This window comes from Lentzea sp. NPDC003310, assembly GCF_040610935.1.
Taxonomy (GTDB): domain Bacteria; phylum Actinomycetota; class Actinomycetes; order Mycobacteriales; family Pseudonocardiaceae; genus Lentzea.
The window spans coordinates 96580-110159 of sequence record NZ_JBEXNC010000009.1; the positions used below are offsets into that span (position 1 = coordinate 96580).

Here is a 13580-nt window from a genome sequence, read left to right on the forward strand (position 1 = left end):
CCTCGGAGGAAGTCTTGACCGGGCACCCTGCCCCCAGTGGTCCGTGCGTCGTGGTCGCGGGCGGTGGCACCGCCGGACACATCGAGCCGGCACTGGCGCTGGCCGACGCGGTCATGCGGCTGCGGCCGGACGCGCGTGTCGTCGCGCTCGGCACCGAGCGCGGCCTGGAGAACAAGATCGTGCCGGCCCGCGGCTACCCGCTGGAGCTGATCCCGCCGGTGCCGATGCCGCGCAAGCCCACCCTGGACCTGCTGAAGCTGCCGCTGAACGTGCGCGGCGCCGTGAAGCAGACCCGCGAGGTGCTGGAGCGCGTCGGCGCGGACGTCGTCGTCGGCTTCGGCGGCTACGTGGCGCTGCCCGCGTACCTGGCCGCGCGCGGCCGCGTGCCGATCGTGGTGCACGAGGCGAACGCGAAGGCCGGTCTGGCGAACAAGGTCGGCGCGAAGTTCGCCGAGCACGTCGCCGCGGCGGTGCCGGACTCCGGTCTCACCGACGCGCAGATCATCGGCATCCCGCTGCGCCAGTCCATCACGTCGCTGAACCGCGCCGCGCTGCGCGACGAGGCCCGCCGCTTCTTCGGCCTCGACCCGCACGCGCCGGTGCTGCTGGTGTTCGGCGGCTCGCAGGGCGCTCGTTCGATCAACGAGGCCGTGGCGCCCGTGGCCGCCGAGTTCGCCCGTGCTGGCGTGGGGGTGCTGCACGCGTACGGCCCGAAGAACTCCGTTGCGGTGCAGCAGGTTCCGGGCCGCCCGCCGTACGTGCCGGTGCCGTACCTGGAGCGCATGGACCTCGCGTACGCCGCCGCGGACGCCGTGCTGTGCCGCTCGGGCGCGATGACCGTCGCCGAGGTGTCGGCCGTCGGCCTGCCCGCGGTGTTCGTGCCGCTGCCCATCGGCAACGGCGAGCAGGCGCTCAACGCCGGTCCGGTCGTGTCCGCGGGCGGTGGCCTGCTGGTGCCGGACGAGGAGCTCACGCCGCAGAAGGTCGCGTCGCTGGTGGTGCCGCTGATGGCGGACCGCAACCGGCTCGCGGAGATGTCCCGCGCGACGCTCGGCACCGGCCGGCGCGAGGCGGACGAGGTCCTGGCCCGCACCGTTCTGGATGTGATCAAGAAATGAGCCTCGAACGCGTTCACCTCGTCGGCATCGGCGGTGCCGGCATGAGCGGCATCGCCCGCATCCTGCTGGCGCGCGGCGTGCAGGTGTCCGGTTCGGACGCCAAGGACTCGCGGACCGTGCTGGCCCTGCGTGCCCAGGGCGCGCGGATCGCCGTCGGGCACGACGCCGCGAACCTGGACCAGCTCGTGGGCGGTCCGACCGAGGTCGTGGTGTCGACCGCGATCAAGGACACGAACCCGGAGTACGCGGCGGCCCGCGAGCGCGGCATCACGGTGCTGCGCCGTGCCGAGGCCCTCGCGGCGTTGATGGAAGACCACCGCGTCGTGTGTGTGGCCGGGACGCACGGCAAGACGTCGACCACGTCGATGCTCACCGTGGCGTTGCAGCACTGCCGCGTGGACCCGTCGTTCGCCATCGGCGGTGACCTGAACGAGTCCGGCGCCAACGCCCACCAGGGCACCGGCGGCGTGTTCGTGGCGGAGGCGGACGAGTCGGACGGCTCGTTCCTGTTCTTCTCGCCGTCCGTCGCCGTCGTGACGAACGTCGAGGCGGACCACCTCGACCACCACGGCACCGTCGAGGCCTACACGGCCGTGTTCGACTCGTTCCTCGACCGGATCGTGCCGGACGGCGTGCTGGTGTCCTGTGTGGACGATCCCGGTGCCGCCCGCCTGATCGCCGAGGCCCGTGCGCGCGGCATCCGCGTGCGCGAGTACGGGCGGTCGGCCGCGGACGCGAAGCTGGTCGACTACAAGCCGTTCGAGTCCGGTGGCCTCGCGTCGGTCGAGATCGACGGCGTGGCAGTCGAGGTCCGGGTCGCGGTGCCGGGCGAGCACATGGCGTTGAACGCGATCGCCGCACTGCTGGCCGGCCTGGAGCTCGGCGCCGACCAGGCCGGGTTGCTGGAGGGCCTCGCGGCCTTCGGCGGCGTGCGTCGCCGGTTCGAGTTCAAGGGCCGTGGTGGTGGGGTGTCGGTCTACGACGACTACGCACACCACCCGACCGAGGTCGACGCACAGCTGCGCGCGGCCCGTCCGGTCGCGGGCGCGGGCCGTCTCGTCGTGGTGTTCCAGCCGCACCTGTACTCGCGCACCCGCACGTTCGCCGCGGAGTTCGCCGCCGCGCTGTCGCTGGCGGACGAGGTCGTCGTGCTGGACGTCTACGGCGCGCGCGAGGAACCGGAACCGGGCGTGACCGGCGGTCTGATCGCCGAGCAGGTCACCGCCTCCGTGCACTACGAGCCGTCGTTCGACCGCGTGCCGTCGCTCGTGGCGTCGCTGGTCCGCGAGGGCGACCTGGTGGTCACCATGGGCGCGGGCGACGTGACGATGCTCGGCCCCGAGATCGTCAGCGCGCTGTCGTGAGCGCACCGGTTCGCGGCAGGTCCACGCGAGTTCGCCCCGCGAACCGGAGACCGAAGAGCGCCGAGTACCGGGCGCGGCGCAGGGTGATCCTGCGCCGCCGCCTGGTGGCGCTGCTGACCGTGCTGTCCGTGGTCGGCGTCGTCTACTGCGTCTTCTTCACCCCGTTGCTCGGCGTGCACCAGGTCGACGTCCGCGGCAACGCGGCGCTGACCGAGGACGAGGTCCGCGCCGTGGCCGCGATCGAGACCGGCTCACCGCTGGTGCGCCTCGACCTCCAGGAGATCCACGACCGCGTGGCGGGCATCCCGCGCGTGGCCGCGGTGGAGGTCGAACGCCAGCTCCCGGGCACCGTCCGGCTGCTGATCACCGAACGCACACCGGTCGGTTCCGTGAAGCTGCCCGACGGCTACCACCTGGTCGACGCGACGGGCAAGGACTACGCGATCCTCCCGGCCGCCGCGCCGGGCGTCCCCGAACTGGGCCTGACGCTGCCGTCGTCCTCGGACCCGGCCACCCGCGCCGTCGTCGGCGTGGTGAACGACCTGCCGGAGCAGTTGCGGCCGGACGTGCTGGCGGTGGCGGCCACGACCGGTGCCGACGTGAAGCTCACGCTGTCCGGCAACCGCGTCGTGAAGTGGGGCAGCGCCGAGGACACGAAGCGCAAGGCGGCCGTGCTGCTCGTGCTGTTGTCACGGAAGGGCACGACGTACGACGTGTCGTCGCCGGACCTCGCCACGGTGTCGTAGCCCGTCACCGCCGAGGGGCCGGCGGCCGGGACGGCGCCGGGAACCTGCGAGGACGTCGGGCACGGGGAATCGGCTTGGAGCACAAGGGAATCGCCTCCGGGGTCCGCTAGCCGTTCGACCTCAGTCGCGCCATCGCGACCCGTACGACGAGGCTGCCGAGCCTGCTCGTGACGAGTTCCAGGACGATCGCTTCGACGACGAGCGAACGCACGGACGCGGGTGCGGGTGCCAAGACATGCCTCCTGGTTGATGAACGACTACCGTCCTCATCGGGCTACCACTCGCCGTATTAGCCACATCGATCGTTGTCACCCGAAGGAAGTACTCAATTCCAGGTCGACGCGGGGTGGCGGGCGCCTGTTCTGTCGGAGGGTCCGCAGCGCTGCGGCCGGTAGGCGGGTCTACGCCGTGAGAACGGGTGACGGCCTGGTAGGTGGGTCGGCGCTGTAGTAGCTCGCAGGCGGGTTTCTCGCCCCTGTGAGCGGCCGTCACCGACGGAAACTCGTCGATAGGGCGGGCGAGACGATCTCTGATTCGAGGTCCGACTAGGCTTGGGGGGCGTCGTCCTCAGGACCGTACGCGCTACTTGACGGCACGACCGGGGAGTAGTAGCGCACAGTGTTGGGACCCTACGGCGTGGCTGCTGGACCGACGCACCGCCGGTGCTTACCGTCCAGCAGGAACATACGGGGTTGACATAACTCTGGATCTCGAGAAGAGGTCGAGGGTTCAATCCGGGTGCATCACACCCAGCACCACAGCGCGGACCACGATCAGGAAGGCGGATCCGATGACGCCCCCGCACAACTACCTCGCGGTGATCAAGGTCGTCGGCATCGGTGGTGGCGGTGTCAACGCCGTCAACCGCATGATCGAGGTCGGGCTGAAGGGCGTCGAGTTCATCGCGGTGAACACCGACGCACAGGCCTTGCTGATGTCTGATGCCGACGTCAAGCTCGACATCGGCCGTGAGCTCACGCGCGGCCTCGGCGCCGGCGCGAACCCCGAGGTCGGGCACAAGGCCGCCGAAGACCACCGCGAGGAGATCGAGGAGGTCCTCAAGGGGGCCGACATGGTCTTCGTCACCGCGGGTGAGGGCGGCGGCACGGGCACCGGCGGCGCGCCGGTCGTGGCCTCGATCGCCCGCAAGCTCGGCGCACTGACCATCGGTGTCGTGACGCGCCCGTTCTCCTTCGAGGGCAAGCGCCGCGCCAAGCAGGCCGAGGACGGCATCCAGGCGCTGCGCAACGAGTGCGACACGCTCATCGTCATCCCGAACGACCGGCTGCTGCAGCTCGGCGACATCGGCGTGAGCCTGATGGACGCCTTCCGCTCCGCGGACGAGGTGCTCCTGTCCGGTGTCCAGGGCATCACCGACCTCATCACCACCCCGGGTCTGATCAACCTGGACTTCGCCGACGTCAAGTCGGTCATGTCCGGCGCGGGCTCGGCGTTGATGGGCATCGGCTCGGCCCGAGGGGAGGGCAGGGCGGTCCAAGCCGCCCAGAAGGCCATCAACTCGCCGCTGCTCGAGGCCTCGATGGAGGGCGCGCACGGCGTGCTGCTCTCGATCGCCGGCGGCTCCGACCTGGGCCTGTTCGAGATCAACGAGTCCGCGTCGCTGGTCCAGGAGGCCGCGCACCCGGACGCGAACATCATCTTCGGTACGGTCATCGACGACTCCCTCGGCGACGAGGTGAGGGTCACGGTGATCGCGGCCGGGTTCGACGGCGGCGGACCGACCCACAAGAAGCTGGAGCCGACGGCGCTGTCCTCGCCGCCTCGGACGGCGACCGGGCCGATCGCTTCCGCCTCGGCCACGCCGACGCACGCTCCGGTGGCTGCCACGCCGCCTCCGGTTCAGCCCGTGGTGCAGGCTCCGGTGCAGCCCCCTGTTCAGCCGGTGCAGCCCGTTCAGCCTGTTCAGCCTGTTCAGCCTGAGGTTCGGCAGGCGCCGCCCGCCTCGTTGCCGTCTCAGCCTTCGCCGGTGCAGGGGAACGGGTACGTGCCGTCTGTGCCTCGGTCGTTGTCGCCCAACGGGTCGTTGCCTTCTCGGCCGGTGCCGGTCACGGACGACCCGGATGACGAGGTGGACGTGCCGCCGTTCATGCGGCGGTGACGTTTTCGGTCTTGTTTTAGCGTTTGTGATCTTGTCGGACCCCCTGAGTAGCGTTTGGGCTCAGGGGGTCTTCGTTTTGGGGGGACGCCTGCGTCAGCTTGCGTTCCCCTGTTGCGTGCGGCGGGTTCCTGTTGCTTGCTTCCCCTGGGGCTCTGCCCCAGACCCCGGCAATCTGATCAGGGGGTCCGCGCTGTGGGCGGGTTGATGGCACGCCTGTTGCGTAGAGCGGCTGCCCGTTGCTTTGTTTGGGCGGCTCGGCGGTGGGGTCCCATCACGAGCCGAGCCAAGAGCGGGCCACATGCCTGGAGGGGTGTCAACTCGACGAAAAGCGTGTCGAGTTGACACCCCTCTTCACGTGCAGCAAGTGCTATGGCGCGACTCGTGATGGGACCCCACCGCCCTTAGGTCTTGGGAAGGACTGCTCGCCTTCGGCTTCGCTGTGGGGCGGGGTGGTGGTCTGCTTGTGGTGCCGTTCGTCGTTGTTTCCTTGCCGTTGGTCGTCCTCTGGGTCTTCTGAGGGCTGTGTTCGGGCTTGTCGTGAGAAAATTGAGCTGCTCTAGCTGATCAGGTCGTGACGCATCGAGATCGCTGTTAACCCGTTGGGGGGAACGGGCCCGCGCGATGGGACGGTGTGGATTGCTGGCGGTAGGCTTCTGCGGCGTTGCTCGCCGAGCAGGTCAGGTGGAACGGATTGCCGAGCCAAGACGACGCGAGACCGTCACGTCCGGTGGGACGTGACGAGTTGGCGCGCGGCTGGGCTGCGAAGGTCAGTCGGACCGCGTACATACCGTTCTCTGCCGCGAAGCTGATCGAGGAGCTGCACGAGCTGCTCAACGTGGTCGCCGAGGCCCTGGTCGAGGATCCTGCCGTTGCCTCCGTGGTGGGGACTCGGCTCGTCGAGATCCACTGCGTTGGTGCCGAGAGCTTGCCCGCGTCGCTGGAGGTGCTCGCCGAGTTCGTCGTGCAGGAAGGGGCGGATGCTCGGCGGGCCGCGTTGGTGATCGGGGCCGTGTCTGCTGCTTATACCGCGGCCATTCAGTCTTTCGTGTTGGAACAGCAGGAGAGTGTCAGTCAGGCCCTGTTACGGGCCAACCGGGCTGTTCAGCTGGATCTGCAGGCCAGTGAGGAGCGGTTCGAGGACATCTTCGAGCACTCGTCCACCGGGATCGCGATCGTCGGGCTCGACGGGGCGTTGACGCGGGCCAACGAGGCCCTGTGCACCATCCTGCGGCGGGAGGACGTTGCCGGGATGACGCTCGTCGACCTGATCGCTCCTGCCGACCTGCCGCTCGTCAACGACGCGCTGGCCGGGTTGCGGTACGGGCGGATGCGGCGGGTGGAGGAGCGGCCTCGGCTCATCGATCGGGACGGGGAGCACTTCCGGGTGTTGCTCGCGGCGACGATGCAGCGGGACGCCGAGGACGAGCCGGTGCACTACGTGGTGATGATCGACGACGACAGCCAGCTCACGTTGCTCGGTGGGCGGTTGCAGTACCAGTCGTTGCACGACGCGTTGACCGGGCTGCCCAACCGGCAGTACCTGACCACTCGGTTGGAATCGTTGCTGCACAGCGACATCGAGCACGGTGTGACGCTGTACCACCTCGACCTCGACGCCTTCGCGGTGATCACGGACGGGCTCGGGCGCGAGATCGGGGACAAGGTGCTCAAGCTCGTCGCCGAGCGGCTCAGCGCGGTGTTCTCCAGCGAGAAGGCGATGGTGGCGCGGCTCGAGGGCGACGAGTTCGCCGTGCTGGTCGAGAACGGGCCCGAGACGCCCGACGTCGACTCGACCATCCGGATGATCGAGCACGAGCTGGCCGAGCCCGTCTACTTCGGTGATCACGGGGTGGCGGTGTCGGCGACGATCGGGGTGTTGCCGCGGCTGCACTCCGGTGATCATCCCGCCGAGGTGTTGCGCGCCTCGGACATGACGTTGCGGCGGGCCAAGCGGGTCGGGCGGCGGCAGTGGGGGCTGCACGACGCCACGCAGGACAAGCGGGAGCAGGAGGAGTTCGCGCTCGCCGCCGTGATGCCCGGTGCGTGGGAGAGCGGCGAGATCGAGGTCGTGTTCAACCCCGTCATGCTGCTCGACGGGTCGGCGCGGGTGTGTGTCGAGGCCGAGCTCAACTGGCGGCACCGGGACGCCGGGCTGATCACGCACGAGAAGTGCGCGTCGATGGCCGAGCACACCGGGCTGATGTTGCCGCTCGGCGAGTGGATGTTGCGGACGGCCGCCGAGACCGCCTGTCAGCACGACGAGATGCTCGCCGTCTGCTTGACCGAGAGCATGGCCAACAACCCCGACCTCGTTCGCGACGTGCGGCGCGTGCTCGCGGACACCGGGTTGCAGGCCGGGCGGTTGCTGCTCGGGTTCCCCGTGCACGTGCTCGCGTCCGAGGACAGCGAGGCCGCCGACAACCTGGAACTGTTGTCGGACATGGGGATCCACATCGGTGCGCGCGACTTTCGTGGGTCCACCGAGGAGATCGAGCTCGTGCGTTCGCTCGGGGTGCGGGCCGTGCGGATGAAGGGGCGCTGCCGCAAGCCGGACGAGCTGGTGTCGCACGTGCTCAGCGACCTGATCGGGTTCGTGCACGAGGCCGGTGGCATCGTCGTGGTCGACCCGGTCGAGGACGCCGAGCAGCGCGACTGGTGGGGTGGACTCGGGGCCGACGCGGGCGTCGGGCCGGTGTTCTGCGTCGAGCCGACTACGGAGTGGCCCGACGCGGGCTGAGGTGCACGAGGATCAGCGCGAAGCCGGCGATGGTCACCATGCGCAGGGCCGCGCCGATGCCGTTCCAGTCCTTCGACTGCCACATCGCGAACCACTCACCGCCGATGGTGATGAAGCCGCCGAGGAACAGCGCCACGACCATCAGCAGGCCCGCGGACGCGAACTTGCGCGCGCTGTCCTCCTTGTCGCGCAGGTACGCGATGGTGCCGGCGGTCAGCAGGACCGCGGAGATCGCCTCCCACACGATGATCGCGACGTAGACGAGGGTGACGATCGCGGGACTGGTGATCGCCCGCCACTTCAGCCCCTCGCCGAAGGTGGTGTCCATGGCCAGGACGTGCTGCACGAACGCCTCGTTCGTGCCGTAGTCCGTGACGTTGCCGAGCACCACGAGAATCATGTTGAGGGCGATGAACCCGACGGTCACCGCGACGACCGCGCGCAAGCTGCCGACCCGAGCAAGAAGACGCATGGGCGGACAGTAACCGAAACGGTGCGGCCCGTGAGGCAGTTGCGCGGTGAGGATCAGCACGGATCCCGGAAGTCCATCTGAGACAGACGTTCCTGCCACAGCTCCGGGGTCAGCACGCCGCGGGTGGCCGTGCAGATGCGGCTGATCTCGTGCTCGACGTCGAGGTCCCACAGCCGCACGATGCCGTCCGCGTTGCCGGTGGCGAGCAGGCTGCCGTGCGGGGCGAACTGGGCCAGCGGTTCGGCCGCCCAGTCGCCCGCGATCTGCCGGCCGAGGTAGGTCGGGTTGGCCGGGTCCTCGACGTTCCACAGCCGGAACGTGCGGTCCGCGCTGCTGCTCACCAGCGTCCTGCCGTCCGCGCTGATCGAGATCGCGCTGATCGTGCCGGTGTGCCCGGAGAGCTCGCTGACGAGGCGCGGGTGCTCCCGGTCGCGCACGTCGTAGAACCTGATCACCTTGTGCTGGCCCGAGGTGATCAGCGTGCCGCCGTCCGCCGTGAAGATCGCCTGGTTCACGACCTGGGGGTCCTTGATCGGCTCGCCCAGCTGCCGCGGCCGCCCCGGGTCGCTCACGTCCCACAGCCGCACGGTCTTGTCGCTGCTCGCCGTGGCGACCGTGCGGCCGTCGGGGCTGAACTCGGCGTCGTTGACGTACGCGTCGTGGCCCGTCATCGGGGGACCGAGCGGCACGGGTTTGGCCGGGTCGCGGACGTCCCACAGCCGCACCGACTCGTCGGTGTTGCTGGTGAGCAGCACCTCGCCGTCCGGGCGGAACAGCGCCCACGCCGCGAACCTGTTCTCCAGCACGAGAGGTGCGCCGAGCAGCTTCGGGTGCTCCGGGTCGGCCACGTCCCACAGCCGCACCGTCTTGTCGCCGGCCGCGGTGGCGAGCACCTTGCCGTCCGGGCGGAACCGCGGCCTGCTCACCGTCCGCTCGTGGCCGGTCAGCGGTTGCCCGATCTGCTTGGGGTGCTGCGGGTTCGAGACGTCCCAGAGCCGCGCGGTCTTGTCGCCGGAGCCCGTCGCGACGATCTTGCCGTCCGGGCTGAACGACGGCGTCGTCACGAGTGAGGAGTGGCCGAGCAGCATCGCGTTGGGCAGCGACCACAGGTTGACGGCGTTCTCCAGCGACCCGGTCGCGAGCGCGTCGCCGTCCGGGCTGAAGCCGATCGCGAACACGCCCGCGCCGCGGGCCTGGAGCGGGCGGCCGAGCGGGGTCGGCGCGGCGGGGTTGCTGAGGCTCCACAACCGCGCGGTGGCGTCGGAAGCGCCGGAGGCGAGCGTCCGGCCGTCGGGGCTGAACTTCACCGACCACACCGGCCCGGTGTGCCCGACGAGCGGCTGGCCGACCGGGTCCTGCGAGGCCGGGTCCCACAGCCGCACCATCTTGTCGTCGGAGCCGCTCGCGAGCAGTGTGCCGTCGGGGTTGAACGCCACGGTGTGGATGCCGAGGGTGTGGCCGGTCATCGGCTTGCCGATCCGCGTGCGCGAGGCGACGTCCCACAACCGGATCGTCTGGTCGTCGCCCGTGGTGGCGAGGGTCCTGCCGTCCGGGCTGAACGCGAGCGAGCGCACCGCGGCGGTGTGGTCGCGCAGCGGTTCGCCGGACGGCTCGGGGTTCGCCGGGTCGCGCACGTCCCACAGCCGGGCCGAGCGGTCCTCGTTCGCCGCGGCGAGCAGCGTGCCGTCCGGGCTGAACTCCAGCAGGTACGACGGGCCGTTGCCGGTCTGGATCGTGTGCAGGTTCCTGGGCTTCGCCGGGTCCGTCACGTCCCAGAGCCGGATGGTCGCGTCCTGGCCGGTGGTCGCGAGGACCTTGCCGTCGGGGGAGAACACCGCCGAGCTCAGCCAGTTCGTGTGGTCGGCGATGACGGCGACCTGCTTGGGGCGGCTGCGGTCGCGCACGTCCCAGAGCCGCGCGGTGCGGTCGTAGCTCGCGGTGGCGAGCAGCGCGCCGTCCGGGCTGAACGTCGTCAGGTAGACCGCGCCGGTGTGGCCGACGAGCGGCACGGCCAGCGGGACCTGCTGGGTGGCGAGCAGCTTCGCGACCACGCCCTGGTCGTCGGGGCGCATGCGGTGCGCGACCATCAGGAACTGCGCGGACAGCGACGGGTCGCTACCGGTCAGCCGGTCGGCCTCCGCGACGACCTGCCGGAACTGGGCGTCGTTGCGCTGGTTCACCGCGATCACCGCCGCGCCCGCCGCGATCAGCGCGAACACCGCCACCAGCGCGACCGCGGACCGGCGCAGCCAGACGCTCTTGCGGTGCTGGCGCTCGGACGTGCGCACGAACTCCTTCGCGATCGTGGTGACGTCCTGCTGCTGCCGCACGCCCTCCAGCCGTGCGCCGCGGTAGAGCAGCGACGAGTCATGGTCGTGCGTGGACCACGCCGCCGCGTCCTCCTCCAGCCGCTGCCGCGTGAGGTTGCCCGCGCGGTCCTCGTCGATCCAGCTGCGCAGCCGGGGCCAGGCCTGCAGCAGCGCCTCGTGCGTGATCTCCACCGAGCCGGAGTCCGTGGTGATCAGGCGGGCGTGCGTGAGGACCTCGAGCGCGCGTTCGGTGGCGGGCAGGTTGCCGCTCGCCTCCAGCAGGCTGTGGCGGCTGGAGCGGCGGCGGGTGTCCTGCGTGTCGTCACCCACCCTGACCAGGCGCAACAGCAGTTGGCGGGCGGCCGCCCTGGCCGGTTCGTCGAGGTCGGACCAGGCCCGTTCGGCGGTGGCGGCGACCGCGCCCTGGATGCCCCCGGCGGCGCGGTAGCCGGCGATCGTGAGGCGGCCCGCCTGCCGGCGCTGCCACGTGACCAGCAGCGCGTGGCTGAGCAGGGGGAGCGCGCCCGCGTCGTACGCGTCCTTGCCGCGGCGGTTGTGGGTGCCCAGGTCGCGCAGCATGAGGTCGACCAGCCCGGGTTCGAGCTGCAGGCCCGCGGCCTTGGCCGGGTTCGTCACGGCGTCGCGGACCTCGGCCGCGGACATCGCGCTCAGCACCATCTGCCTGGTCTGCAGGGCCTCGGCGAGCTCGGGGAAGTCGAGGCAGCGGGCGTAGAAGTCGGCCCGCACGCCGAGCACGACCGCCGTCTTGCGCGATGCCGCGTGCAGGGCCTGGACGAAGACCCGCAGCCGGTCCTCGTCGCCGCCGAGGGTGAACGCCTCCTCGAACTGGTCGACGATCACGACCCGCTCGCCGACCGCGAACTGCACCTCCCGCGCGAAGTCGGCCAGCACGTCCTGCCCGGCCGCCGACTCCAGCACGTGGATCAGCTCCGGCACCTGGAGGGCGAGCTCCTTCAGCGGATCGGTGCCGGGGGAAATGACGACGGCGTCTTTGCCGAGCCGCGGCAGGACACCGGCTTTCATCACGCTGGACTTCCCGGCTCCGGACGCGCCGACGAGCATTGTGATGCCGTTGTCGTCGAGCCGGTCGAGAAGTGCGTTGGTCGCCCTTTCCCGGCCGAAGAACCAATTCGCGTCCTGCGGTCCGAAAGCGCTCAGACCCATGTACGGGCAAACGGAGTCGTCTTCTTGAGGAGGCGTGTCCGGTTCCGTGACAGGACTCGCGAGCGCCTCTTCCCAGAGGGCGCGCCACGCGTCCAGGTCGTACAGGCCGTCGATCGCCTGCTGGGGCCTGCGCTTGCGGGCCTCGCCGACCAGCACGTCGAGGACCGCGCTCAAGCCGCTGAACCGCGCGGGCACGTTGCGCCCGCGCCGCCAGTCGCTGACCCGCTGCGCCGGAACGCGCAGGGGCCTGCCCTGTTCGTCCGTCCGGCGGGCACGGGCGACCGACTCCGTGACCCGCTTCAGGGGCGGGTCGCCTGCCTCCGCGTAGAGCAGCGCGAAGCGCTCCGCGAAGACACCACGGGGTCCCAAGCGGCCTCCTCCTCGTCCGGACCGGAAAACGAGGACCGCCCGTCTGAGCTGCGGCGCACGCACCGGACAGGCAGTCAGGAACCCACCATAACGAGGTGGTCTGACAACCTCGACTCCACGTCCTTCACGAGATGGGGAGACCGTCGAAGTGCTGGTGGCTGACTGGGGTAGAACGTCCACGGCTGAGGAGCACCGCTGGGGGTCTCCTCAGCCGTGGCCGAGTGAGTGGCAGGGGGCCGCCTGCTAGGTCAGGCGGCGTGCCAGAGGGCGTCCGCCTCGGGTTGCCTGGGCTGGACGCGGTTCGGATCGGGCGGGTAGGTCTCGGTCGGCAGCGTCACGTAGGTGATGGCGTCCGGCTTCAACGCGGTGAGCTTGCCCGCGAGATCGGCCAGTTCCGGAATGGAGCCGATTTCCGAGTCCGTGACGATGGACTTGGTGAGGACGTCGGCGAGTTCGAGGGTTTTCGCGGGACTGGCGAGCCAGTTCTCGTTCGCCAGTTTCTCGCTCAACGCACGCATGAAGAGCTGCTGGTTCTTGATGCGGTTCAGGTCGCTGCCGTCTCCGATGCTGTACCGGGTGCGCACGAATGCGAGCGCCTGGGTTCCGTTCAGCTTCGCCGGACCGGCCGGCACCTGCAGTCCGCTTTTCTCGTCGTCGATCGCCTCGGGCATCGTGACGTCGATTCCGCCGAGCCGGTCGATCAGGTCGCGGAAGCCGTTGAAGTCGATCTGCACGAAGTGGTCGATCCGGATCCCGCTCATCTGCTCGACCGTCGCCACCGTGCACGCGGCGCCGCCCGTGGAGAAGGCGCTGTTGAACATGGCGAGCGCGGACGGCGGGTTGGTCCCGCACTGCGGCCTCGGCACCATCGTGTCGCGCGGGATGCTGATGACGCGGGCCTGGTCGCCCTTCGCGTTCAGCTGCACGACCATCGCGGTGTCGGACCGGTCGTCGTCCTTGCCGAGGAGCAGGATGTTGAGGGGGCGGCCCGGCGTCGACGGAGGCCTGGGGTGGGTGATCTCCCTCGCGAGATCGACGGTCTTGAGATTGCTCTCCAGCCGCCAGTAGGAACCCCCGACCACGACGCCCGCCGCGATGACCACGGCGGCCCCCGAGACCACGAGCCATCGTTTCAAGTGGACGTTCATGTCTCCTACGGTC

General features: G+C 70.2%; 9 protein-coding genes. 5 read left to right on the forward strand and 4 right to left on the reverse strand.

Annotated elements, in window-relative coordinates:
* Positions 1 to 14 precede the first annotated feature (14 nt).
* From murG to ABZX02_RS19595, 3 genes are read left to right on the forward strand one after another with little or no spacing between them, the layout of a single operon-like run.
* Positions 15 to 1118: an undecaprenyldiphospho-muramoylpentapeptide beta-N-acetylglucosaminyltransferase gene (gene murG, locus ABZX02_RS19585; RefSeq protein ID WP_355300000.1), complete on the forward strand. Its 1104-nt coding sequence runs from the start codon at positions 15 to 17 to the stop codon at positions 1116 to 1118.
* Positions 1115 to 2482, forward strand: coding sequence for a UDP-N-acetylmuramate--L-alanine ligase (gene murC / locus ABZX02_RS19590; protein WP_355300001.1), 1368 nt, complete (start codon positions 1115 to 1117; stop codon positions 2480 to 2482). The genes murG and murC overlap by 4 nt, the downstream gene beginning before the upstream one ends.
* Positions 2479 to 3228 (forward strand): FtsQ-type POTRA domain-containing protein, encoded by a 750-nt coding sequence (locus ABZX02_RS19595; protein WP_355300002.1) that lies wholly within the window; start codon positions 2479 to 2481, stop codon positions 3226 to 3228. The genes murC and ABZX02_RS19595 overlap by 4 nt, the downstream gene beginning before the upstream one ends.
* A 106-nt stretch (positions 3229 to 3334) precedes the next feature.
* Here the strand turns inward: ABZX02_RS19595 and ABZX02_RS19600 are convergent, their stop codons facing one another.
* Positions 3335 to 3460, reverse strand: coding sequence for a hypothetical protein (locus ABZX02_RS19600; RefSeq protein ID WP_355300003.1), 126 nt, complete (start codon positions 3458 to 3460; stop codon positions 3335 to 3337).
* Positions 3461 to 4018: 558 nt separating this feature from the next.
* Here ABZX02_RS19600 and ftsZ point away from each other — a divergent pair.
* Both ftsZ and ABZX02_RS19610 read left to right on the forward strand, forming a co-directional pair.
* Positions 4019 to 5347, forward strand: coding sequence for a cell division protein FtsZ (gene ftsZ, locus ABZX02_RS19605; RefSeq protein ID WP_355300004.1), 1329 nt, complete (start codon positions 4019 to 4021; stop codon positions 5345 to 5347).
* 727 nt (positions 5348 to 6074) lie between these two features.
* On the forward strand, positions 6075 to 8084 hold the full coding sequence (locus ABZX02_RS19610) for a diguanylate cyclase (protein WP_355300005.1): 2010 nt from the start codon (positions 6075 to 6077) through the stop codon (positions 8082 to 8084).
* Here the strand turns inward: ABZX02_RS19610 and ABZX02_RS19615 are convergent.
* The 3 genes from ABZX02_RS19615 to ABZX02_RS19625 all read right to left on the reverse strand — a co-directional run bounded on the left by ABZX02_RS19615 (position 8059) and on the right by ABZX02_RS19625 (position 13567).
* Positions 8059 to 8556, reverse strand: coding sequence for a DUF2165 domain-containing protein (locus ABZX02_RS19615; RefSeq protein WP_355300006.1), 498 nt, complete (start codon positions 8554 to 8556; stop codon positions 8059 to 8061). The two genes, ABZX02_RS19610 and ABZX02_RS19615, sit on opposite strands and share 26 nt — an antisense overlap.
* A gap of 53 nt (positions 8557 to 8609) precedes the next feature.
* Entirely contained in the window at positions 8610 to 12419 is a 3810-nt protein-coding gene (locus tag ABZX02_RS19620; protein WP_355300007.1) for a hypothetical protein, read from the reverse strand.
* A gap of 248 nt (positions 12420 to 12667) precedes the next feature.
* Complete coding sequence (locus tag ABZX02_RS19625; protein ID WP_355300008.1) at positions 12668 to 13567, reverse strand: LCP family protein; 900 nt, start codon at positions 13565 to 13567, stop codon at positions 12668 to 12670.
* Between the last annotated feature and the right edge of the window lie 13 nt (positions 13568 to 13580).

Bases quoted from the DNA above. Each gene is read 5' to 3' on its own strand.
- ftsZ (WP_355300004.1), top strand. From the start codon at position 4,019: ATGACGCCCCCGCACAACTACCTCGCGGTGATCAAGGTCGTCGGCATC.
- ABZX02_RS19615 (WP_355300006.1), bottom strand. From the start codon at position 8,556: ATGCGTCTTCTTGCTCGGGTCGGCAGCTTGCGCGCGGTCGTCGCGGTG.
- ABZX02_RS19625 (WP_355300008.1), bottom strand. From the start codon at position 13,567: ATGAACGTCCACTTGAAACGATGGCTCGTGGTCTCGGGGGCCGCCGTG.
- murC (WP_355300001.1), top strand. From the start codon at position 1,115: ATGAGCCTCGAACGCGTTCACCTCGTCGGCATCGGCGGTGCCGGCATG.